We start from the raw sequence: 21,436 nt of genomic DNA on the forward strand, positions 1-21,436 counted from the left end.
ACTGGTTCCCGCTCACCGACGGCACCCTCACGACGGCACCCTCACACCGGCATCAGAGCCGTCCCGCAGAGCAGGTTCCAGCGGCCTGCGCGGCCGGACAGCTCGGTGGCCGACAGCGGTCGGACGTCGAGGCGCCAGAACGCCGTCGGTGGCAGGTAGAGCGCCCGTACCACCGCGGCCCGGACGACCGCGGGTTCGGCCACCGCCAGGACGCGCCCGCCGTCCCCGGCCAGCCCGTCCAGCCAGCCGCCCACCCGTGCGCACAGCGCCGTGACCGACTCCCCGCCGTGCGGGGCCGCCTCCGGGTCGGTCAGCCAGCGCGACACCGCCTGCGGGTCCCGGGCCGCGACGTCCTCCAGCCGGTGCCCGCGCCAGTCGGCCACGTCCAGGTCCGCCAGCGACGCGGCCGGCACGGCGGCGAGGCCGAGGGCCTCCGCGGTCAGCCGGCAGCGCGCCGAGGGCGAGGTGAAGGAACGGGCCGCCGGGGGCAGCGCAGCGGCTGCCGCGCGGGCGGCGGCCAAGCCGGCCTCCTCCGGCGGGGCCTCGTTGCCGAATCTCGCCTCCCGCAGTTCGGCTCCGATCGACGGTGCGATGAAGATCACGCGGACGGTCACCCGTCCCCCTCCCTGCCCCGAACTGGGCCTTCGCGCGTGTGCGTACCGGTGCTCCCGCCGTCCGACGCGCCGGGTGCGCGCCCGTGAGCCCCCTGTCAAGCCCCTTGGCCGGACGTTCGCGACACGGTACCGTCCCTGCGACAACTGAAGACGACGGTGCGCGGAAGCCGGTGAGAACCCGGCACGGTCGCGCCACTGTGAAGCCGTAGCCCTGGCCCCCGCCTCGGCCCGGCGAGTCAGACCCGCCTCCGTCGTCCGTGCTCCACCGAACGGGACGCGTGTTCCCAGAAGGAGGTCGGCCATGGCTCACCCCATCGCCCCCGCCGCCACCGCTCCGGCGGTCACCCCCATCTCCGTCAAGGCCATCCTGCCCTGGGCCGTGTTCTTCGGCATCCTGCTGATGACCCTGATCTACTTCGTCGGCGCCGAGCAGGGCGCCACCTCCCTCATCTCCGGCGAAGACGTCCACGAGTGGGTCCACGACGGCCGCCACCTGCTCGGCTTCCCCTGCCACTGACCAGGAAAACAGGGGAAACAGACCAGTGAACTCCGTGAACGTCAGATCCCTGCTCGTCCGCGGCATGCTCGCCGGCCTCGCCGCCGGCGTGCTCGCCCTCATCGTCGCCTACCTGCTCGGCGAACCCCGTGTGGACGCAGCCATCGCCTACGAGGACGCCCACGCCGCCCCCGGCGCACCCGAGATGGAGATCGTCAGCCGCTCCCTGCAGTCCACCGCAGGCCTGGCCACCGGCGTCCTCCTCTACGGCGTCGCCCTCGGCGGCATCGCCGCCCTCGCCTACTGCTTCGCCCTCGGCCGCATCGGCCGCTTCTCCCCGCGCGCCACGGCGGCCCTGCTGTCCGGCGTCGCACTGGTCGCGGTCTACGTCGTGCCGTTCCTCAAGTACCCGGCCAACCCGCCGTCGGTGGGCGACCCGGAGACCATCGGCAAGCGCACCACGCTGTACTTCCTGATGATGGCGCTCAGCGTGCTGCTGGCGGTCGCCGCGGTGATCGTCGGCAAGCGCCTCGCGCCGCGCCTGGGCACGTGGTACGCCACCGTCGTCGCCGTCCTCGGCTTCGCCGTGGCCGTCGGCCTCGCCTACGCCTTCCTGCCCGCCATCAACGAGGTCCCCGAGGACTTCTCGGCCACCCTCCTCTGGCAGTTCCGCCTCGCCGCACTCGCCATCCAGCTCACCCTCTGGACCTCCTTCGGACTGCTCTTCGGCCACCTCGCCGAACGACTCCTCAACCCGAAGCCCGCCACCGCGACCGCGGCCACCACCGCCGTCGCAACGCCGGGGAGCGCCCCGGAGACCGCCGCCTCCGCACACTGAGGCACGCACCCGTCACCACACCGGAGGCCGGTCGAGACGACACCACGTCGCCCCGACCGGCCTCCGGCGTTCCCGGGACGAGGACGGAGCCGCCGTTTCCGGCCGTCAGCTCCGGGGGTCGGGTACCGCGGCGTAGGGGACGAAGGTGCTGGTGCGCTCGTCGACGGCCAGCGGGCGGCCGATGGCCGGGGCGGAGCGCTGCGGGCAGGCGGGACGTTCGCAGACCTTGCAGCCGAGGCCGATCGGGGTGGCCGCGCTCTCGTCGCCGAGGTCGAGGCCGGCCGAGTACACCAGCCGTCCGGCGTGGCGGATCTCGCAGCCGAGGCCGATGGCGAAGGTCTTGCCGGGGCGGCCCCAGCCGCCGGGTGAGCGGGTGACGGCGCGGGCGGTCCAGAGGTAGCGGCGGCCGTCAGGCATGGCGGCGACCTGGACGTGGACCCGGCCCGGCGAGGCGAAGGCGTCGTAGACGTTCCACAGCGGGCAGGTGCCGCCGGTGCGGGAGAAGTGGAAGGGCGTGGCGGACTGCCGCTTGGAGACGTTGCCGGCCCGGTCGACGCGGACGAAGGAGAACGGCACGCCGCGCAGGCCTGAGCGCTGGAGGGTGCTGAGGCGGTGGCATACGGTCTCGTAGCCGACGCCGAAGTGGTCGGCGAGGTGCTCGATGTCGTAACGCGCCGCCTCCGCCTGGGCGTGGAAGGCGGTGTACGGCAGGACGAGGGCGGCGGCGAAGTAGTTGGCCAGCCCGATCCGGGTGAGGGAGAACGCGGTGGAGCCCTCCGGGCTGTCCTGGACGGCGAGTTCGGACAGCAGGGAGTCGTGTTCCAGGTAGCCGAGCTGGGTCGCCATCCGGAAGGCCCGCTGGCCGGGGCGCAGCCGGTCCGACAGGTGCAGGGTCCGGGTCCGCTCGTCGTACCGGTGCAGTTGTCCGCCCCCGGTGGCGATCCGGACCCGGTGCGTGGTGGCGAGCCGTTCGGTCAGCGCCTCCCTGACCCCGCCGCGCCTCAGCTCGATGGAGTTCGCCAACTCCTCGGCGGCGGTGTCGAGTTCGTGGACGTAGTTGCGGCGGCTGTAGAAGAACTCCCGGACCTGTTCGTGCGGGGTGCGGGCGTCGGCCTCGGCGCCGCGGTCCCCGGCGAGGACGGCGAGCTGTTCGGCCGTGTCCCGGCGGCCGCGGGCGAGATCCGTCAACAGCCGTGCCACGGCGGGCAGTCGGCCGGCCAGCTCGTCGAGGTCGCCGGCGGTGACGCGTCCGGCGGTGATCTCCTCGCCGAGCGTGTCCCGCAGTTCGGCGGTGAGCCGGGCGCTGTCCGGCGGGGCGAAGTAGCCGGCCTCGATTCCGAAGGCCTCGGTGAGGCGCAGCAGGACGGGGACGGTGAGCGGGCGGGCGTCGTGCTCCAGCTGGTTGAGGTAGCTGGGCGAGAGGTCGATCAGCCGGGCGAGGGCGGCCTGACTGAGGCCGCGTTCCTCGCGCAGGCGGCGCAGCCTGGCGCCGGCGAAGGCCTTCCCCATGTGGCTCCCTCCACGGTGCGCGCCCCGGGCGGATGCGGTGGGGGCAGCCTAGCCGCCGGGGCGGGGGCCGGATCGTCGCAACCTTCGCAGATTCGCTGATGATCGTTCGCAGAAGTTGGCACCGGTCCACCGGTGACGGCGGGCCCGACAGGCTGCCAGAGTCGGTGGTGCGGCCGGGAGGTGCGCAGGACAGCAGTGAAACACCAGGTCGGTCGCGGTCCGGTGGGCTGTCCGGGCATCCACGTCCCGCGGTGCACCCACCGCAGCCCGGCACCGTCCGGCCGCCCACTCGCCCTTGCGGTGAGGTGCGTCACACCCTTCGCAAACCAGCACCCTCGGGGAGCAGACCCATGACTCAGTCGGTTCGGCAGCAGCAGGAGCAGCAGGCGGCGGAGCTCGCCGCGCGGTGGGCCTCCGACCCGCGGTGGGCGGGCGTCGAGCGCACGTACACGGCGGCCGACGTGGTGCGGCTGTCCGGCACGGTGCGCGAGGAGCACACCCTGGCCCGGCGCGGCGCCGAGCGCCTGTGGACCCAACTGCACGAGCAGGACTACATCCACGCCCTCGGTGCGCTCACCGGCGGGCAGGCCGTGCAGATGGTGAAGGCCGGACTGCAGGCGATCTACCTGTCCGGCTGGCAGGTCGCGGCCGACGCCAACCAGGCCGGTCAGACCTACCCCGACCAGAGCCTCTACCCCGCCAACTCGGTGCCGCAGGTGGTGCGCAGGATCAACAACGCGCTGCTGCGGGCGGACGGGATCGATGCGGCGGAGGGCAACGACGGCCCGGACTGGCTGGTGCCGATCGTCGCCGACGCCGAGGCCGGCTTCGGCGGCCCGCTGAACGCCTTCGAGCTCACCAAGGGCATGATCGCGGCCGGCGCGGCGGGCATCCACTACGAGGACCAGCTCGCCTCCGAGAAGAAGTGCGGCCACCTCGGCGGCAAGGTGCTCGTCCCCACCGCCCAGCACATCCGCACCCTCAACTCGGCGCGCCTGGCAGCCGACATCGCCGACGTGCCGACCCTGATCGTGGCCCGCACCGACGCGCTCGCCGCCAACCTGCTGACCACCGACGTCGACGAGCGCGACGCCCGCTTCTGCACCGGTGAGCGCACCGCCGAGGGCTTCTACCGGGTCGAGCCCGGCATGGCGCCGGTGATCTCCCGCGGCCTGGCCTTCGCCCCGTACGCGGACCTGATCTGGGTGGAGACCGGCACCCCGGACCTCGCGCAGGCCCGCGAGTTCGCCGAGGCGCTCAAGGCTGAGTACCCGGACAAGATGCTGGCCTACAACTGCTCGCCGTCCTTCAACTGGAAGGCCGCGCTGGACGACGACCAGATCGCCAAGTTCCAGCGGGAGCTGGGCGCCATGGGCTACCGCTTCCAGTTCATCACGCTGGCCGGCTTCCACGCGCTCAACCACTCGATGTTCCAGCTCGCCCACGGCTACGCCGAGCACGGCATGACCGCCTACGTCGACCTGCAGGAGGCCGAGTTCGCGGCCGTGCCGGACGGCTACACCGCGGTGAAGCACCAGCGCGAGGTCGGCACCGGGTACTTCGACCTGGTCTCCACCGCCGTCAACCCGAACGCCGAGACCCTGGCGCTCACCGGCTCCACCGAGGCCGAGCAGTTCCACTGAGCCACCCCGGGCGGCCCGGAGCGTCACTGAGCCACCCCGGACGCCCGAACGGTCACTGAGCCACCCCGGCGGCCTCGTTGGGGACGAGCCGCCGTCCACCCCGCCGCCCTGGGCCTCGTTGAGGGACGAGGCCCAGGGCGCCTTCCGCCCGCCCCCTGGAGAGCCGGATGAGCCAGCCCAGCCGCATCGAGGTCCTCGGAGCGCACGAGGACCGATTCGACGAGATCCTCACCCCCGAGGCGCTCGCCTTCCTCGCCCGCCTGCACGACCGGTTCGCGGACCGCCGCGCCGAGCTGCTCGCCGAACGCGGCCGCCGTGCCGCCGCGTTGGCCGCCGGCGCCACCCTGGACTTCCTCCCGGAGACCCGCGCCGTCCGGGAGGACCGCACCTGGCGGGTGGCCGGCGCCGGTCCCGGCCTGCACGACCGCCGGGTGGAGATCACCGGGCCGCCCGAGCGCCGGATGACCGTCAACGCCCTCAACTCCGGTGCGAAGGTGTGGCTCGCGGACTTCGAGGACGCCACCTCCCCCACCTGGCACAACCTGGTCTCCGGCCAGCTCAACCTGCTGGACGCGATCGACCGCCGGATCGACGACACCACCCCGGACGGCAGGCGCTACTACGTCGGGGACGACCCGGCCACCATCGTGGTCCGCCCCCGCGGCTGGCACCTGGACGAGCAGCACCTGCTGATCGACGGCCGCCCGGCCGTCGGCGCCCTGGTCGACTTCGGCCTCTACCTCTTCCACTGCGGCCGGCCCCAGATCGCGGCCGGTTCCGGCGCCTACTTCTACCTGCCCAAGCTGGAGAGCCACCACGAGGCGCGGCTCTGGAACGAGGTCTTCACCTTCGCCCAGGCCGAGTTGGGCATCCCGCACGGCACGATCCGCGCCACCGTCCTCATCGAGACCATCACCGCCGCCTTCGAGATGGACGAGATCCTCTACGAGCTGCGCGAGCACGCGGCGGGCCTCAACGCGGGCCGCTGGGACTACCTGTTCAGCCTGATCAAGAACTTCGCCCAGCACGGCCCGCGCTTCGTCCTGCCCGACCGCGCCACCCTCACCATGACGCAGCCGTTCATGCGCGCCTACACCGACCTGCTGGTGCGCACCTGCCACCGCCGGGGCGCCCACGCCATCGGCGGCATGGCCGCCGCGATCCCGCAGCGCGACCCGGAGGCCAACGCCGTCGCGCTGACGAAGGTCCGCGCCGACAAGGAACGCGAGGCCGGCGACGGCTTCGACGGTTCCTGGGTCGCCCACCCCGGCCTGGTGGCCACCTGCCGCACCGCCTTCGACGCCGTCCTCGGGGACCACCCGAACCAGCTCGACCGTACCCGCGAAGACGTCGAGGTCACCGCCGCCGACCTGCTCGGCGTCCACCGTCTGACCGCCGGCCTGCCGACCGAGCAGGGCCTGCGCGCCAACGTCGCCGTCGCCCTGCGCTACCTGGTCGCCTGGCTGGACGGCTCCGGCGCCGTCGCCGTCTTCGGGCTGATGGAGGACGTCGCCACCGCCGAGATCTCCCGCTGTCAGATCTGGCAGTGGCAGCACCACTGCACCCGGCTCACCGGCGGCTCGCTCGTCACTCCGGACACGGTGCGGCGCCTGATCGACCGCGAGCGGGCAGCCCTGCTCGCGGACGGCGTCGATCCGGTGCTGGTGGACGACGCGGTGCGGATCCTGGAGGAGACCGCGCTCGGCGCGGACCTGCCCGCCTTCCTGACCACCGAGGCCTACGCCCGCCACCTCGTGCACACGACCGTCCCGGTGGCCTGACCCGTGGCGACCCGCATCCGCTCTGAAGGGGCACGCTCATGAACGACATCCGCCGTGTGGCCGTCGTCGGGGCCGGGCAGATGGGCTCCGGCATCGCCGAGGTCTTCGCCCGCGCCGGGCTCGACACCGTCGTCTGCGAGAGCGGCCGGGCCGCCCTGCGCGCCGCCCGCAGCCGGATCGACCGCTCCCTGCACCGCGCCGTGGACCGCGGCCGGATCGGCGAGCAGCAGCGCACCGACGCCTGGGCGCACCTGCTGTTCGCCGACGACCTGGAGGCGCTGGCCGACCGTCAGCTCGTCGTCGAGGCCGTGGTCGAGGACGAACGGGTCAAGACCGAGGTGCTCACCACGCTGGACAAGGTGCTCGTCGCCGAGGACGCCGTCCTGGCCACCAACACCTCGGCGATCCCGGTCACCCGCCTCGGCATCGCCACCGGGCGTGCCTCGCACGTCCTCGGCCTGCACTTCTTCAACCCCGCACCGGTGATGCCGCTGGTCGAACTGGTCGCCTCGCTGCACACCGACCCCGCCGTCGTCGGCCGGGTGGAGGCCTTCGCGACGAACGTCCTCGGCAAGCGCGTCGTCCGTTCCCGGGACCGGGCCGGCTTCGTCGTCAACGCCCTGCTGGTGCCCTACCTGCTGTCCGCGATCCGGATGGCCGAGGCCGGCCACGCCGACCCCGAGGACATCGACGCCGGCATGGTCCACGGCTGCGCCCACCCCATGGGCCCGCTTCGACTCGCCGACCTGATCGGCCTGGACACCGTCGAGGCGATCGCCCGGTCGATGTACGAGGAGTACAAGGAGCCGCTGTACGCGCCGCCGCCGCTGCTCTCCCGGATGGTCGAGGCCGGCCTGCTCGGCCGCAAGAGCGGGCGGGGGTTCCACGTCCACCGGCCGGCCTGACCCGGGCACGGCCGCCCGTTCGCGGCCACCCGTTCGCGGCCGCCCGTTCGCGGTCAGCCGTTCGCGGTCAGCCGTTCGCGGTCAGCCGTTCACAGCCACCCGTTCGCGGCCCGGGGGAACGCACCACCCGCCCGCAGCCCCGGAGTTCGCGCCGACCGCGCACTGCTCCGGGGCTCCGTACCGTCCCGGCCCGGGTCCCTCAGTCCGCCGCCGGGCCGCCGCGGAAGTAGCTGCCGGGGGTGAGGCCGGTCTCCCGGACGAAGGCGGCCACGAAGGCGCTGGGCGTCGCGTAGCCCACCCGGCCGGCGACCCTGCTGACGGGCTCCCCGTGGGCGAGGTGGCCGAGGGCCGCGCGCAGCCGGACGGCGGTGCGCCAGCGGGCGAAGGTGATGCCGGTGTCGGCGGCGAAGGCTCGGGCCAGGGTCCGTGCGCCGGCGCCGACGTGGTGCCCCCACTGGGCGAGGGTCCGTGGGTCCGCCGGGTCGGCGACCAGGGCGCGGGCGACGTCGAGGGCCCTGGGATCGACGGGCATCAGCACCTCGATCGAACGGGCGGGGACCGGGGCCAGGTTGTCGATCAGGACGGCCTGGGCCCGGAGCCGGCGCGGCGGGTCGAGAGCGGGCCGGGCCAGGTGGTCGATCAGGCCGGCGACCAGCTGGTCCACCGCCACCGGCTGCGGCACCGACCAGCCGGGCAGCCCGGGGCCCCGGGTGATGTTCAGGCTGCGCATGGCGGTGCCGGCCAGCGCGGCGGTCTGGTGCGCGGTGCCGGCCGGGATCCACAGCGCCCGGGTCGGCGGCAGGATCCACTCACCGTCCTCGGTCGACACGGTCAGCACGCCGTTGCGGGCCCAGACGACCTGGTGGGTGTCGTGCCAGTGGGTGCCGAACCGACTGCCCGGCGCGAGGTCGTAGGAGCGCACCACGATCGCGCCGGCCGCCTCGGCCACGGTGCCCGGCGGACCGGGACGGGGTTGTCCGTTTGACGACATGATCTGGAAGCGTACGCGCTGGTGGCCCACCCGCGCCCTTCCTAGCCTCTTGGACATGAACCTCAACCACGCACGAGTGTGCACCAGCCCCGAATGGGCCCGGACGTTGCAGACCACGGTGTTGCCCACGGTGACGGCCGGAGCCGAGTTGGGCACGGTGATGCTGGAGATCGGCCCCGGTCCGGGCGCCGCCACCGACTGGCTGCGGCACCGCGTCGAGCGGCTCGTCGCCGTCGAGTACGAACAGCCCGCCGCCGAGGCGCTGGCGGCCCGCTTCGCCGGCACCAACGTCGAGGTCCGGCACGGCGACGCCACCGCGTTGCCCTTCGCCGACGCGGCCTTCGACTCGGTGGCCTGCTTCACGATGCTGCACCACGTCCCCACCCGGGCCCTGCAGGACAGGCTGCTCGCCGAGGTCCTGCGCGTGCTGCGCCCGGGCGGGGTGCTGGTGGGCTCGGACAGCCTGGCCGGCGACGGGCTGCACCACTTCCACGAGGGCGACACGTACAACCCGGTGGAGCCGTCGTCCTTCCTGACGCGATTGCAGACGCTGGGCTTCGAGAACCTGACCATCGGGGTGGGGGGACGGTTGACCTTCGTCGCCCACAGGCCGCGAGCCGCAGCCGAGGACGGCAGCGTCACCGGCGCCCGCTGACCGGCCCCGGGCCCACGGGAGTGCGCGCCGGGCGGCCCCGACGGAAGGTCCGCCGGGGCCGCGAACCACCGGCCGCTCAGCCGACGACTCCCTTCGGGGGACGGTCAGTCGGCGAGTTCCTCGCGCAGGCGGCGGGCGGCGGCGACCAGGCTGTCCAGGGAGGCGCGGGTCTCCGGCCAGCCGCGGGTCTTCAGGCCGCAGTCGGGGTTGACCCAGAGGCGCTCGGCCGGGATCGCGGCGAGGCCGGCCCGGAGCAGCGAGACCGCTTCCTCGGTGCTCGGGACGCGCGGGGAGTGGATGTCCCAGACGCCGGGGCCGACCTCGCGCGGGTAGCCGGCCTCGGCCAGCTCCCCGGCGACCTCCATGTGCGAGCGGGTCGCCTCCAGGGAGATGACGTCCGCGTCGAGGTCGTCGATCGCCTTCATGATCGCGCCGAACTCGGCGTAGCACATGTGGGTGTGGACCTGGGTGTCCGCGCGGACGCCCGAGGTGGCCAGCCGGAAGGCCTCGGTGGCCCAGTCCAGGTAGGCCGGGCGGTCGGCGGCGCGCAGCGGCAGGGTCTCGCGCAGGGCCGGCTCGTCGACCTGGACGACGGCGGCGCCGGTGGCCTCCAGGTCGGTGACCTCGTCGCGCAGGGCGAGGGCGACCTGGCGGGCGGTGTCGGCGAGCGGCTGGTCGTCGCGGACGAAGGACCAGGCGAGCATGGTGACCGGGCCGGTGAGCATGCCCTTGACCGGGCGGTCGGTGAGGTCCTGCGCGTAGCCGAACCAGTCCACCGTCATCGGGTGCGGGCGGGAGATGTCCCCGGCGAGGACCGGCGGGCGGACGTAGCGGGTGCCGTAGGACTGGACCCAGCCGTGCCGGGTGGCCAGGTAGCCGGTGAGCTGTTCGGCGAAGTACTGGACCATGTCGTTGCGTTCGGGCTCGCCGTGCACCAGGACGTCGAGGCCGGCTTTCTCCTGGTAGGCGATGACGTCGCGGACCTCGGCCTCCATCCGTTCCCGGTAGGCGGCCGTGTCGATCCGGCCCGCCGTCAGGTCGGCGCGGGCGACGCGCAGTTCGGTGGTCTGCGGGAAGGAGCCGATGGTGGTGGTCGGCAGCAGCGGCAGCCTGAGCCGGGCGCGCTGGGCCTGGGCCCGTACGGGGTAGGGCTGGGCGCGGCGGGCGTCCGCCGCGGTGACGGCGGCGGCGCGGGCGCGGACGGCGGGGTCGCGGGTGATCGGTGAGGTGGCGCGGGAGGCCAGGTCGGCGCGGTTGGCGGCGAGTTCGGCGGTGATCGCGCCGGTGCCCTCGCGCAGGCCGCGGGCGAGCAGCGCGGCCTCGGCGGCCTTCTGCTTGGCGAACGCGAGCCAGCGGGCGATCTGCGGGTCGATGTCGCGTTCGAGCGTGGCGTCGATCGGCACGTGCAGCAGTGAGCAGGAGGGCGCGACGTCGACCCGGTCGGCGAGGCCGAACAGGGTCGCCAGGGTGGCGAGCGACTTCCCCAGGTCGTTGATCCAGATGTTGCGCCCGTCGATCACACCGGCGACCAGTCGCCTGCCGGGCAGCCCGCCGACGGCGGCGAGGTCGGCGAGGTTGGCCGCGGCCGGTCCGGTGAAGTCCAGCGCCAGGCCCTCGACCGGGGCCTTCGCCAGGACCGGCAGGGCGTCGCCGAGGCGGTCGAAGTAGCTTGCGACCAGCAGCTTGGGCCGGTCGGCGAGGGCGCCGAGGTCCCGGTAGGCGCGGGCGGCGGCGTTGAGCTCGGCCGGGGTGCGGTCCTGCACCAGGGCGGGCTCGTCCAGCTGGACCCACTCGGCGCCGGCCGCCTTCAGGGCCGCGAGCAGCTCGGCGTAGACCGGCAGCAGCCGGTCCAGCAGGGTCAGCGGCTGGAAGTCCTCGGCGACACCGGGCGCGGGCTTGGCGAGCAGCAGGTACGTGATCGGCCCGACCAGCACCGGCCGGGCGGTGTGACCGAGCGCGAGGGCCTCGCCGAGCTCGCCCACCGACTTGGCCGGGTTCGCCGCGAAGGCCGTGTCGGGGCCCAACTCCGGTACCAGGTAGTGGTAGTTGGTGTCGAACCACTTGGTCATCTCCAGTGGCGCGACGTCCTGCGTGCCGCGCGCCATGGCGAAGTAGCCGTCCAGCGGGTCGGCCTCGACCGCGGCCCGGTGGCGGGCGGGGATCGTGCCGACGGCGACGGTGGTGTCCAGCACGTGGTCGTAGAGCGAGAAGTCACCGGTCGGGACTTCCTCGATGCCGGAGTCGGCGAGCTGCTGCCAGTTCCCCCGGCGCAGGTCGGCGGCCGTCGCCAGCAGCGCCTCGGCGGTGACCGCGCCCTTCCAGTAGCCCTCGATCGCCTTCTTCAGCTCCCGGCCCCGGCCCTGGCGGGGGTAGCCGTACGCGGTGGCGAGGGTTGCCGCGGCTGCGGACTTCGTGGTCAAGGGACTCTCCTTCGCGAGTCTGTCTCCTCAGGGATCCGGAGACCGCAGGGGCGCGAAGGGATGACGGACCGGGCAGTGGCCGCACGGACGTACGGGCCTGATCTGCCTGGTATGGTCGCCGACCCGCCCACGAGGTCACCGGATGTCCGCGCGCGGATCCTCCGCGGGCGGGCAGTGGCAGGTCTTCGGACTCGCGGGCGCGCCCACCCTGTCGAGGGCGGACTCCTACTGGCCGTCGCTTCCCAGACCCGTCCCGGGCCCAGTGCGTATGACGGCGGTCGTTCCCACTCACCGCTGCGGGGCAGTCCCGGACTGGCCGATCAAACGGCGTCACCGGGTTCCCTCTTACGACGCCCCGCCTGGCGGACAGGGCGAACCAGCTGCCCGGCCAGCTTAGGGGCAAGGAACCCGAACCCACGCGGAATTCACGCAACGTGTCCGCATGGTGAGACCCGGCGCCGCCCCCGTCGGCCGGACGAGATCGAAGCGGTTCGGACGGCAGAATGCCTCCCATGCGGCACATCTTCGTCATCGGTATCGGCGCGGGCGACCCCGATCACCTCACCCTGCAGGCGGTCAAGGCACTCGCCCGCACGGACGTCTTCTTCATCCTCGACAAGAGCGAGGAACGGCAGGACCTGATCCGGCTGCGTCGCCGGATCCTCGCCGAGCACGGCCGGGCCGGGCACCGTGTGGCCGAGGCGCCGGACGCGGAACGGGACCGCGGCACCCCCGCGTACGCGGCCGCCGTCGACGACTGGCGCGTCCGCCGCGCCGACCTGGTCGAACGGCTCCTCGCCGAGCACCTCGGCGAGGACGAGACCGGCGCCTTCCTGGTCTGGGGCGACCCGAGCCTGTACGACAGCGTCATCGCCGTCGTGGACGACGTCCTGGCCCGCGGCACCGTCGGGTTCGACTTCGAGGTGGTCCCGGGCATCAGCAGCGTCTCGGCGCTCGCCGCCCGCCACCGCACCACACTGACCCGGGTCGGCCGCCCGGTGCAGATCACCACCGGCCGCCGTCTGGCCGAGGGTTTCCCCGAGGGCGTGGACGACGTGGTGGTGATGCTCGACGGCCGGGCCGCCTTCGCCGGGATCGACCCCGAGGGGTTGGAGATCCGGTACGGCGCCTACCTCGGCACCCCCGACGAGATCCTCGTCGCCGGCCCGCTCGCCGAGGCCGCCCCGAGGATCCGCGAGCTGCGCGAGCAGGCCCGCGAGCGCAAGGGCTGGATCATGGACACCTACCTGCTCCGGCGGGCCGGGAGCTGACCGGCGGTGCGCCGCCCCGTGGAGGGGGCGGCGCACCGGGCCGGCCCGTCAGCGGTTGCCGAACTCAGCGGTCGCCGAACGTCAGCGGTCGCCGAACGTCAGCGGTTGCCGAACATCGGCGGGCGCTTCTCGGCGAAGGCCGCCATGCCCTCCTTCTGGTCCGCCGTGGCGAAGGTGGCGTGGAAGAGCCGACGCTCGAAGCGGACGCCCTCGGCGAGGGTGGTCTCGTACGAGCGGTTGACGCTCTCCTTGAGCATGACCGCCGCCGGAGCGGACATCGCCGCGATGGTCTCGGCGGTGGCCAGGGCCTCCGTCTGCAGCTGGTCGGCGGGGACGATCCGGGAGACCAGGCCGGCCCGTTCGGCCTCCTCGGCGCCCATCATCCGGCCGGTCAGGCACAGCTCCATCGCCTTGGCCTTGCCGACGGCCCGGGTGAGCCGCTGCGAGCCGCCGATGCCGGGGATCACACCGAGCTTGATCTCCGGCTGCCCGAACTTGGCGGTGTCCGCGGCCAGCAGGACGTCGCACATCATCGCCAGCTCGCAGCCGCCGCCCAGCGCGTACCCGGCCACCGCCGCGACGACCGGCTTGCGCAGCGCGGCGAAGCGGTCCCAGGCGGCGAACCAGTCGCCGAGGTAGGCGTCGACGAACTCCAGGGACTGCATCTCCTTGATGTCTGCGCCGGCCGCGAAGGCCTTCTCCGAGCCGGTGACCACCAGACAGCCGATCTCCCTGTCCCGGTCGAACTCCGTGGCCGCGGCGACGACTTCGGCCATCAGCTGGGTGTTGAGCGCGTTGAGCGCCTTCGGGCGGTCGAGCGTGATCAGCCCCACCCGGCCCTTGCGCTCGACCAGGATCGTCTCGAACGTCATGCGGTGTCCTTCCGGAGGGTGGTGATGATGGCGGAGAAGTCCAGCCCGGCGCCCGCCCCTTCGGCGAACGCGGCGTACACCTCCGATGCCCTGCCGCCCAGTTCGGCCGGTACGTCGCAGGCGGCGGCCGCGGCGGCCGCGAGTCCGAGGTCCTTGGCCATCAGGGCGGCGGCGAATCCGCCGGCGTAGTCGCGGTTGGCGGGGCTGCCCGGCACCGGGCCGGGGACGGGACAGTTGGAGGTGAGCGCCCAGCACTGTCCGGAGGAGGTGGAGGCCACCTCGAACAGGGCCTGATGGCTGAGCCCGAGGCTCTCCCCGAGCACGAAGGCCTCGCTGACCGCGATCATCGAGACGCCGAGGATCATGTTGTTGCAGATCTTCGCGGCCTGCCCGGCACCGGAGGGGCCGCAGTGCACGACCCTGCGGCCCATCGCGGCCAGCAGCGGCTCCGCCTCGGCGAAGTCGACGTCCTCCGCGCCGACCATGAAGGTGAGGCTCGCGGCCTCGGCACCGGGCACACCGCCGGACACGGGCGCGTCGACGGCCCGGTGGCCGGCCGTGCGGGCCAGGTCGGCGGCGACCCGGGCGTCCCCGACGGCGATGGTGGAGCAGTCGATGAACAGCGCACCCGAGGCCGCCTCGGTCAACTCGCCGTAGGAGTCGAGGACATGGCGTCCGGTCGGCAGCATGGTCAGCACCACGTCGGCCTCGCCGACCGCCTCGGCGGCGGAGACCGCGATCATCACTCCCTGCGCCGCGGCCAGGTCCCGGGCCTCGGCCGAGAGGTCGTAACCGGCCACCCGGTGCCCGGCCTTGACGAGGTTGGCGGCCATCGGGCCGCCCATGTTGCCCAGTCCGATGAATCCGATGCTGTGGGTCACCAGCGCTCCAGGGATGTGGTGGTGGCGGCGAGGCCGAGTTCGCGTTCGCCGCGCGGGGCGAAGTAGCGGGCCACGGCCGCGGGTTCGACGGCGCCCAGGGTGGCCGGGCTCCACCGCGGCGAGCGGTCCTTGTCGATGACCTGCGCCCTGATGCCCTCGGCGAGGTCCGGCGTGGCGAGCGCCGCACACGAGGTGCGGTACTCCTGGTCGAGCACCGCCTCCAGCGGGCCGAGGGCCCGGGCCCGGCGCAGGGCCGCCAGCGTCGCCTTCACCGCGGTCGGGGAGTTGGCGGTGATCCGGTCGACGGCCTTCTTCGCCTCGGGTTCACCGCTGTCCCGCAGCCGGTCGAGGATCTCCTCGACGGTACCGGCCGCGTAGCAGGCGTCGATCCAGGCGCGCTGCCCCTCCAGCGCACCGGTCGGCGCGGGTTCGACGTGCCGCTCCAGGGCGTCGTGCACGGGCAGCCCGGCAAGGTCGTCGAGCAGCGCCGGCACCCGCTCGGAGGGCAGGAAGTGGTCGGCGAGCCCGCAGAGCAGCGCGTCCGCCGCTCCCACCGATCCGGCGGTGAGGGCGAGGTGGGTGCCCAGCTCGCCGGGCGCCAGGGCGAGCAGGTAGGTGCCGCCCACGTCAGGGACGAAGCCGATGCCGGCCTCGGGCATGGCGATGCGGGTGGTCTCCGTGACGATCCGCACGCTGCCGTGGGCGGAGACGCCGACGCCGCCACCCATGACGATGCCGTCCATCACGGCCACGTAGGGCTTGGAGTAGCGGGCGATCCGGGCGTTGAGGCGGTACTCGTCGCGCCAGAACTCCTCGACCGCGCCCGGGTCCCCGCCGGTGGCGGCCCGGTGGATGGCGACGATGTCGCCGCCGGCGCAGAACGCGCGGTCCCCGGCCCCCGTGATGACGACGGACTCGACCCGGTCGTCCTGCTCCCAGGTGTCCAGGGCCTCCGCGATGCGCAGCACCATGGTGTGGGTGAGGGCGTTCAGGGCCGCCGGCCGGTTGAGGACGATGAGTCCGGTCCGGCCCTCGCGCTGGAGGATGACCTCGTCGAGGTCGTGGCCGGCCATCACGCGGCTCCGGTCAGGCCGCGGGCGACGATGACGCGCATGATCTCGTTGGTTCCTTCCAGGATCTGGTGCACCCGCAGGTCGCGGACGATCTTCTCGATGCCGTACTCGGCCAGGTAGCCGTAGCCGCCGTGCAGCTGGAGGGCCTGGTTGGCGACGTCGAAGCCGGTGTCGGTGGCGTAGCGCTTGGCCATCGCGCACAGCTGCGGCGCCCGGGGATCGCCCCGGTCCAGCGCGCCGGCCGCCCGCCACACCAGTGCCCGGGCCGCCTCCAACTCCGTTGCCATGTCGGCCAGTCGGAACTGCAGGGCCTGGGCGTGCAGCAGCCGGGCGCCGAACGCCGCACGGTCCGCCAGGTAGCGGGTGGCGCGCTCCAGCGCCTCCTGCGCGCCGCCGAGCGAGCAGGCCGCGATGCCGAGCCGGCCGCCGTTCAGCCCGCTCATGGCGATCCGGAAGCCCTCGCCCTCGGCGCCGAGCAGACGGTCGGCGGGCAGCCGGACACCGTCCAGCACGACCTGCCGGGTGGGCTGGGCGTTCCAGCCCATCTTCCGCTCGTTCGGCCCGAACGAGACGCCGGGGTCGTCCCGCTCGACGACGAACGCGGAGACCCCGTCGGCCCCCGGTCCACCGGTGCGGGCCATCACCACGTAGATCCGGGAGTCGCCTGCCCCGGAGATGAACTGCTTGACGCCGTCCAGCACCCAGTGGTCGCCGTCCCGGACGGCCCGGGTAGCGATCGCCGCCGCGTCGGAGCCGGCGCCGGGCTCGGTCAGGCAGTAGCTGCCCAGGTGCTCGGCGGTGCAGAGGCCGGGCAGCCAGCGGGAGCGCTGCCCGGTGCTGCCGTAGCGGTCGATCATCCAGCCGACCATGTTGTGGATGGACAGGTAGGCGGCGATCGACGGGCAGCCGGTCGCCAGCGCCTCGAAGGCCACCGCCCCCTCCAGGCGGGAGAGTTCGGAACCGCCGGCGTCCTCGCGCACGTAGACGCCGGCCAGACCGACGTCCGCCGCCTTGCGCAGCACGTCCACGGGGAAGTGCTTGGCCTGGTCCCACTCGACGGCGTTCGGTGCCAGGTACTCGTCGGCGAAGGCCCGGGTCGTCTCCGCGATGGCGCGCTGGTCCTCAGTGAGATCGTGCACGGCGCTCATCCCATCGTCGGCATGGTGAAGCTCGCGCCCTCCTTGACCCCGGAGGGCCAGCGCGAGGTGACGGTGCGGGTGCGGGTGTAGAAGCGGATCGAGTCCGGGCCGTGCTGGTTGAGGTCGCCGAAGCCGGAGCGCTTCCAGCCGCCGAAGGTGTGGTAGGCGATCGGCACCGGGATGGGCACGTTGACGCCGACCATGCCGGTGTTCACCCGGCGGGCGAAGTCCCGCGCCGTGTCCCCGTCCCGGGTGTAGATGGCCACGCCGTTGCCGAACTCGTGCTCGCTGGGCAGGCGCAGCGCCTCCTCGTAGTCGGCGGCGCGCACGACGGTGAGGACCGGGCCAAAGATCTCCTCGCGGTGGATCCGCATCTCCGGGGTGACGCGGTCGAACAGCGAGGCGCCGAGGAAGTAGCCGTCCTCGTGCCCCTCCAGGCGGAAGTCCCGTCCGTCGACGACGAGTTCGGCGCCCTCCTCGACCCCGAGGTCCAGGTAGCCGCGGACCCGCTCCAGGGCGTCGCGGCCCACCAGCGGGCCGAAGTCCGCCGCCGGGTCGTCCGAGCGGCCGACCTTGAGCGCGGCGATCCGCTCGACCAGCTTCGCCACCAGGGCGTCCGCGGTCTCCTCGCCGACCGGGACGGCGACGGAGATGGCCATGCAGCGCTCGCCGGCCGAGCCGTAGCCGGCGCCGATCAGCGCGTCGGCGGCCTGGTCGAGGTCCGCGTCGGGCATCACGATCATGTGGTTCTTGGCGCCGCCGAAGCACTGCGCGCGCTTGCCGTGCGCAGCCGCGGTCGCGTAGACGTACTGGGCGATCGGGGTCGAGCCGACGAAGCCCAGTGCCTCGACCCGCGGGTCCTCCAGCAGGGTGTCCACGGCCTCCTTGCCGCCGTTGACCACGTTGAACACGCCCGGCGGCAGCCCGGCCTCCAGGAACAGCTCGGCCAGCCGCAGCGGCACCGACGGGTCACGCTCGGAGGGCTTGAGGACGAAGGAGTTGCCGCAGGCCAGCGCGGGCGCGGCCTTCCACAGCGGGATCATCGCGGGGAAGTTGAACGGCGTGATGCCCGCGACGACGCCGAGCGGCTGGCGCATCGAGTAGACGTCGATGCCGGTGCCGGCGTTGTCGCTGAACTCGCCCTTCAGCAGGTGCGGGATCCCGGCGGCGAACTCCACGACCTCCAGGCCGCGTTGGAGGTCGCCGTGGGCGTCGGCGACGGTCTTGCCGTGCTCGGCGGACAGCAGCCGGGCCAACTCCTCCTTCTCCTGCTCGACGAGCTGCAGGAAGCGCAGCAGGACGCGGGCCCGGCGCTGCGGGTTCCAGGCCGCCCACGCGGGCTGGGCCTGCGCAGCGTCGGCGATCACCGCCTCGACCTCGGCGCGGTCGGCGAGCGGCACCCGGGCCTGCACCCGGCCGGTGTTGGGGTCGTACACGTCGCCGAAGCGACCGGACGTCCCGGGTGTGCGCTTCCCGGCGACGAAGTGGGTCAGTTCACGGACCATCGGTTCCTTCTCTCAACAGGTCGGGAGAGGAGGAATGGAGGCCGCCGCCGGACGGCGGGGCGCACGGTCGTGCGCCGCCCCGGCGTGCGGTGGTTGACGGACCGTCAGGGCAGGTGAGCCCCGACGGCCATCGGCACGGGACCACCAGGAGCAGCGGAACGGGAGCAGCCCGGAGTCATGCGTGTCGTCTCCATCCTCGTGGAAAACACGGATCACCCGCGGCCGGTATCCTGACTCCCGGATCACCGCACGCCCTCAGGCCTTCCCGGCTGGCTGCCAGTGGCCGTCTCCTGCGAGGACGGACTCCCCGGTCACAGTGGCGGGACCGTGCCGGACTCACACCGGCTTCCCTGACACCGCGGACCTGCCGTCGACCATATAGTTGGACGTCCTAGTAAGTCCAGAGGTCCGGGTGCGCGCCGCGCCATCGGAATCCCACGCACCGGGCGCCGGGCCGATGGCGCGATCGGCCCGCCCGCCACCCGGCGAGGCGCGCACCGAGCCCCCGCGCCGACACCGGCGGTGCGGCGGCCAGCCGGTACATTCCTACCGGCTCACCTGCGTGTTTCCGGATCGGTGGGTGGTCACCGTCACCTGCGAGGAGCAAGACCCTGAGTACGTCATCCGCGGAAGCGCTGTCCGTCGGCCTGCTGGTGCTGGTACTCGTCTGCGCGGTGGTACGGCCGTGGGGCTGGCCGGAGGCGGTGGTCGCGGTCCCGGCGGCCGGGCTGGCGATCGCCACGGGCGCGATCTCCTGGGACCACGCGGTGGCCGAGGCGCAGCGGCTCGGGCCGGTGATCGGGTTCCTGGCAGCCGTGCTGGTGCTGGCTCAACTGTGCGACGACGAGGGCCTGTTCCGTGCCTGCGGGGCGTGGATGGCCCGGACGTCGGCCGGGAGTCCGCGGCGGCTGCTGGTGCAGGTGTTCGTGGTCGCCTCGGTGGTCACGGCGGTGCTCAGCCTGGACGCCACCGTGGTGCTGCTGACGCCGGTGGTGTTCGTCACCGCGGCCCGGCTCGGCGCGCGCCCCAAACCGCACCTGTACGCCTGCACCCACCTGTCGAACACCGCCTCGCTGCTGCTGCCGGTCTCCAACCTCACCAACCTGCTGGCCTTCGCCGCCAGCGGGCTGAGCTTCACCCGGTTCGCCGCGCTCATGGCGCTGCCGTGGCTGGCGGCCATCGCCGTCGAGTACGTGGTGCTGCGCCGGTTCTTCGCCGCCGATCTCGACGCGGGCGCCCCGGCCGCGGGCGAGGCGGAGGCGCCGGAGATGCCGCTGTTCGCGCTGGTCACCGTCGCCTGCACGCTCGCCGGATTCGTCCTGACCTCGATCGTCGGCGTCGATCCGGCCTGGGCGGCGCTGGCCGGCGCGCTGGTGCTCGCCGTCCGGGCCCTGGTCCGGCGGCGCTCCACCCCGGTGGCGATCGTGCGCTCGGCCGCCATACCGTTCCTGGCCTTCGTCCTGGCGCTCGGCATCGTGGTCCGGGCCGTGGTCGACAACGGGCTGGCCTCCGCGCTCGGGCACCTCGTGCCCCACGGCACCTCGCTGCCCGCGCTGCTGGGCACCGCGGCGCTGGCCGCGGTGCTCGCGAACGTCATCAACAACCTGCCCGCCACCCTCGTCCTGCTCCCGCTGGCCGTGCCGTCCGGCGCCGGGGCGGTGCTGGCGGTGCTGCTCGGGGTCAACATCGGCCCCAACCTCACCTACGCCGGCTCGCTGGCCACGCTGCTGTGGCGGCGCATCGTGCGCGAGCACGAAACCGAGGTCGGCCTGGGCGAGTTCACCCGGCTCGGACTGCTCGTCGTGCCCGCTGCCCTGGTGACGGCCGTGGTGGCACTGTGGGGGTCCCTGCACATCATCGGAGGCTGACCGCGTGACCGTCGTCGTCTGGATCACCGAAGGCACCTGGCCCGCCTGCGTGGACGCCGCCCGCGCCCACGCACCCCGGGAGGCGGAGATCGTCCTGCTCCACGTCAGCGGCCAGGAGGTCCCCGGCGTCGCGCACGGCGCGTTCGCCGGGCTGCTCGGTCGCGGCCACCGCGAGCGCGACCCCGGCACCCGGGTGGAGACCCTGGCGGCGGCCTCCGCCCGGGAACTCCTCGACGCCGCCGCCGAGCGGCTCGGACGGTCCTGCGCCCGGGTGGAGCGGACCGGACGGGTCGAGCGCGAGGTCGTCGCGGCCACCGAGGGCGCGGCGTTGCTCGTCCTCGCCCGCGACGGCGACCGCACCCGCCTCGGACCGCACAGCCTCGGCCCCGCGACCCGTTTCGTCGTCGACCACGCGCCCTGCCCGGTGCTGCTGGTCTGGCCGGAACCGGCGCCCGGCACCGCCACGATCCCTCCCCCGCCCGACGGACGGTAGCGGTCCGGGGCTCGCCGTCGTCATCGGCCGCGAGGCCCGCTACCTCGCCGGCCCGGACGCCGCGAAGGACTGCATCGCGGGCTACGCGATCAGCAACGACGTCTCCGAGCGGGAGTTCCAGCTGGAGTTCTCCGCCCAGTGGGACCTCGGCAAGTCCTGCGAGAGCTTCAACCCGCTCGGCCCCTGGCTGGTGACCCCGGACGAGGTGGGCGACCCGCAGGACCTGGGACTGCGCCTGGCCGTCAACGGCGAGACGCGCCAGGACGGCAGCACCCGGAACATGGTCTTCGACGTCGCGTACCTGGTCCGGTACCTGAGCCGGTACATGGTGCTGCGCCCCGGCGACGTCATCAACACCGGCACCCCGGCCGGCGTGGCCCTGGGCCTGCCCGGCACCCCCTACCTGCGCGAGGGCGACACCGTGGAACTGTCCATCGACGGCCTCGGCGCCCAGCGCCAGACCCTCCGCAACGCGTGAAAGG

At 73.5% G+C, this 21,436-nt stretch carries 18 protein-coding genes, 1 pseudogene and 3 riboswitches; of the genes and pseudogenes, 10 read left to right on the forward strand and 9 right to left on the reverse strand.

The genetic code is table 11. The features are described 5' to 3' along the window. Window positions 1-41: 41 nt before the first annotated feature. Window positions 42-614, reverse strand: coding sequence for a histidine phosphatase family protein (locus ACIRST_RS17055; RefSeq protein ID WP_402802941.1), 573 nt, complete (start codon window positions 612-614; stop codon window positions 42-44). A 162-nt stretch (window positions 615-776) separates the two neighbouring features. Continuing rightward, a riboswitch (cobalamin riboswitch) is annotated at window positions 777-856 on the forward strand. Window positions 857-915: 59 nt separating this feature from the next. Here ACIRST_RS17055 and ACIRST_RS17060 point away from each other — a divergent pair. Together ACIRST_RS17060 and ACIRST_RS17065 are read left to right on the forward strand one after the other, a co-directional pair. Further along, window positions 916-1,131 (forward strand): CbtB domain-containing protein, encoded by a 216-nt coding sequence (locus ACIRST_RS17060; RefSeq protein ID WP_402802942.1) that lies wholly within the window; start codon window positions 916-918, stop codon window positions 1,129-1,131. 25 nt (window positions 1,132-1,156) lie between these two features. After that, window positions 1,157-1,948 carry a CbtA family protein gene (locus ACIRST_RS17065; protein ID WP_402802943.1) on the forward strand — a complete coding sequence of 264 codons (792 nt, stop codon included), beginning with the start codon at window positions 1,157-1,159 and terminating at the stop codon, window positions 1,946-1,948. Between the two features lie 105 nt (window positions 1,949-2,053). On the opposite strand, the gene ACIRST_RS17070 is transcribed toward ACIRST_RS17065, so the two are convergent. Beyond that, window positions 2,054-3,457, reverse strand: coding sequence for a short-chain fatty acyl-CoA regulator family protein (locus ACIRST_RS17070; RefSeq protein WP_402802944.1), 1,404 nt, complete (start codon window positions 3,455-3,457; stop codon window positions 2,054-2,056). Between the two features lie 350 nt (window positions 3,458-3,807). On the opposite strand from ACIRST_RS17070, the gene aceA reads away from it, so the two are divergent. The 3 genes from aceA to ACIRST_RS17085 all read left to right on the forward strand — a co-directional run bounded on the left by aceA (window position 3,808) and on the right by ACIRST_RS17085 (window position 7,786). After that, window positions 3,808-5,100 (forward strand): isocitrate lyase, encoded by a 1,293-nt coding sequence (gene aceA, locus ACIRST_RS17075; RefSeq protein ID WP_402802945.1) that lies wholly within the window; start codon window positions 3,808-3,810, stop codon window positions 5,098-5,100. A gap of 167 nt (window positions 5,101-5,267) precedes the next feature. After that, window positions 5,268-6,881 carry a malate synthase A gene (gene aceB / locus ACIRST_RS17080; protein WP_402802946.1) on the forward strand — a complete coding sequence of 538 codons (1,614 nt, stop codon included), beginning with the start codon at window positions 5,268-5,270 and terminating at the stop codon, window positions 6,879-6,881. Between the two features lie 38 nt (window positions 6,882-6,919). Then, window positions 6,920-7,786 carry a 3-hydroxybutyryl-CoA dehydrogenase gene (locus tag ACIRST_RS17085; RefSeq protein WP_402802947.1) on the forward strand — a complete coding sequence of 289 codons (867 nt, stop codon included), beginning with the start codon at window positions 6,920-6,922 and terminating at the stop codon, window positions 7,784-7,786. 199 nt (window positions 7,787-7,985) lie between these two features. Here ACIRST_RS17085 and ACIRST_RS17090 read toward each other — a convergent pair whose 3' ends face one another. Continuing rightward, complete coding sequence (locus tag ACIRST_RS17090) at window positions 7,986-8,777, reverse strand: AraC family transcriptional regulator (RefSeq protein WP_396546475.1); 792 nt, start codon at window positions 8,775-8,777, stop codon at window positions 7,986-7,988. Between the two features lie 55 nt (window positions 8,778-8,832). On the opposite strand from ACIRST_RS17090, the gene ACIRST_RS17095 reads away from it, so the two are divergent. Continuing rightward, a complete protein-coding gene (locus tag ACIRST_RS17095) occupies window positions 8,833-9,432 on the forward strand; it encodes a class I SAM-dependent methyltransferase (RefSeq protein WP_350522663.1) in 600 nt (199 codons plus the stop codon). Between the two features lie 104 nt (window positions 9,433-9,536). Here ACIRST_RS17095 and metE read toward each other — a convergent pair whose 3' ends face one another. Next, window positions 9,537-11,852 (reverse strand): 5-methyltetrahydropteroyltriglutamate--homocysteine S-methyltransferase, encoded by a 2,316-nt coding sequence (metE, locus tag ACIRST_RS17100; protein ID WP_402802948.1) that lies wholly within the window; start codon window positions 11,850-11,852, stop codon window positions 9,537-9,539. 175 nt (window positions 11,853-12,027) lie between these two features. Then, window positions 12,028-12,231: riboswitch (cobalamin riboswitch) on the reverse strand. A 133-nt stretch (window positions 12,232-12,364) separates the two neighbouring features. Here metE and cobF point away from each other — a divergent pair. Beyond that, window positions 12,365-13,123, forward strand: a complete 759-nt coding sequence (gene cobF, locus ACIRST_RS17105; RefSeq protein ID WP_402802949.1) for a precorrin-6A synthase (deacetylating) — start codon at window positions 12,365-12,367, stop codon at window positions 13,121-13,123. A gap of 98 nt (window positions 13,124-13,221) precedes the next feature. On the opposite strand, the gene ACIRST_RS17110 is transcribed toward cobF, so the two are convergent. From ACIRST_RS17110 to ACIRST_RS17130, 5 genes are read right to left on the reverse strand one after another with little or no spacing between them, the layout of a single operon-like run. Further along, on the reverse strand, window positions 13,222-13,995 hold the full coding sequence (locus tag ACIRST_RS17110) for an enoyl-CoA hydratase (RefSeq protein ID WP_402802950.1): 774 nt from the start codon (window positions 13,993-13,995) through the stop codon (window positions 13,222-13,224). After that, complete coding sequence (mmsB, locus tag ACIRST_RS17115) at window positions 13,992-14,876, reverse strand: 3-hydroxyisobutyrate dehydrogenase (RefSeq protein WP_402802951.1); 885 nt, start codon at window positions 14,874-14,876, stop codon at window positions 13,992-13,994. The genes ACIRST_RS17110 and mmsB overlap by 4 nt, the downstream gene beginning before the upstream one ends. Then, window positions 14,873-15,949, reverse strand: a complete 1,077-nt coding sequence (locus ACIRST_RS17120; protein ID WP_402802952.1) for an enoyl-CoA hydratase/isomerase family protein — start codon at window positions 15,947-15,949, stop codon at window positions 14,873-14,875. Before ACIRST_RS17120 ends, mmsB begins: the two co-directional genes overlap by 4 nt. Next, the gene (locus ACIRST_RS17125) at window positions 15,949-17,097 is read right to left on the reverse strand and encodes an acyl-CoA dehydrogenase family protein (protein WP_402802953.1); all 1,149 of its coding nucleotides are present in this window, start codon (window positions 17,095-17,097) and stop codon (window positions 15,949-15,951) included. The genes ACIRST_RS17120 and ACIRST_RS17125 overlap by 1 nt, the downstream gene beginning before the upstream one ends. Further along, window positions 17,094-18,593: a CoA-acylating methylmalonate-semialdehyde dehydrogenase gene (locus tag ACIRST_RS17130; RefSeq protein ID WP_402802954.1), complete on the reverse strand. Its 1,500-nt coding sequence runs from the start codon at window positions 18,591-18,593 to the stop codon at window positions 17,094-17,096. Before ACIRST_RS17130 ends, ACIRST_RS17125 begins: the two co-directional genes overlap by 4 nt. A gap of 202 nt (window positions 18,594-18,795) precedes the next feature. After that, window positions 18,796-18,987: riboswitch (cobalamin riboswitch) on the reverse strand. A gap of 217 nt (window positions 18,988-19,204) precedes the next feature. Between ACIRST_RS17130 and ACIRST_RS17135 the strand changes: the two genes are divergently transcribed. The 3 genes and pseudogenes from ACIRST_RS17135 to ACIRST_RS17145 all read left to right on the forward strand — a co-directional run. After that, window positions 19,205-20,461, forward strand: coding sequence for an SLC13 family permease (locus ACIRST_RS17135; protein WP_402803020.1), 1,257 nt, complete (start codon window positions 19,205-19,207; stop codon window positions 20,459-20,461). Between the two features lie 4 nt (window positions 20,462-20,465). After that, window positions 20,466-20,954: a universal stress protein gene (locus ACIRST_RS17140; RefSeq protein WP_402802955.1), complete on the forward strand. Its 489-nt coding sequence runs from the start codon at window positions 20,466-20,468 to the stop codon at window positions 20,952-20,954. A 10-nt stretch (window positions 20,955-20,964) separates the two neighbouring features. Beyond that, window positions 20,965-21,432, forward strand: a pseudogene (locus tag ACIRST_RS17145) (fumarylacetoacetate hydrolase family protein); the annotation flags it as partial. Window positions 21,433-21,436: the final 4 nt, after the last annotated feature.

Origin of the sequence: Kitasatospora sp. NPDC101447 (assembly GCF_044767225.1) — a bacterium.
Taxonomy (GTDB): domain Bacteria; phylum Actinomycetota; class Actinomycetes; order Streptomycetales; family Streptomycetaceae; genus Kitasatospora.

Excerpts from the sequence above, each read along its gene's own strand:
- ACIRST_RS17060 (WP_402802942.1), top strand. The coding sequence starts at position 916 with ATGGCTCACCCCATCGCCCCCGCCGCCACCGCTCCGGCGGTCACCCCC.
- ACIRST_RS17070 (WP_402802944.1), bottom strand. The coding sequence starts at position 3,457 with ATGGGGAAGGCCTTCGCCGGCGCCAGGCTGCGCCGCCTGCGCGAGGAA.
- aceA (WP_402802945.1), top strand. The coding sequence starts at position 3,808 with ATGACTCAGTCGGTTCGGCAGCAGCAGGAGCAGCAGGCGGCGGAGCTC.
- aceB (WP_402802946.1), top strand. The coding sequence starts at position 5,268 with ATGAGCCAGCCCAGCCGCATCGAGGTCCTCGGAGCGCACGAGGACCGA.
- ACIRST_RS17085 (WP_402802947.1), top strand. The coding sequence starts at position 6,920 with ATGAACGACATCCGCCGTGTGGCCGTCGTCGGGGCCGGGCAGATGGGC.
- ACIRST_RS17090 (WP_396546475.1), bottom strand. The coding sequence starts at position 8,777 with ATGTCGTCAAACGGACAACCCCGTCCCGGTCCGCCGGGCACCGTGGCC.
- ACIRST_RS17095 (WP_350522663.1), top strand. The coding sequence starts at position 8,833 with ATGAACCTCAACCACGCACGAGTGTGCACCAGCCCCGAATGGGCCCGG.
- cobF (WP_402802949.1), top strand. The coding sequence starts at position 12,365 with ATGCGGCACATCTTCGTCATCGGTATCGGCGCGGGCGACCCCGATCAC.
- ACIRST_RS17110 (WP_402802950.1), bottom strand. The coding sequence starts at position 13,995 with ATGACGTTCGAGACGATCCTGGTCGAGCGCAAGGGCCGGGTGGGGCTG.
- ACIRST_RS17120 (WP_402802952.1), bottom strand. The coding sequence starts at position 15,949 with ATGGCCGGCCACGACCTCGACGAGGTCATCCTCCAGCGCGAGGGCCGG.
- ACIRST_RS17125 (WP_402802953.1), bottom strand. The coding sequence starts at position 17,097 with ATGAGCGCCGTGCACGATCTCACTGAGGACCAGCGCGCCATCGCGGAG.
- ACIRST_RS17130 (WP_402802954.1), bottom strand. The coding sequence starts at position 18,593 with ATGGTCCGTGAACTGACCCACTTCGTCGCCGGGAAGCGCACACCCGGG.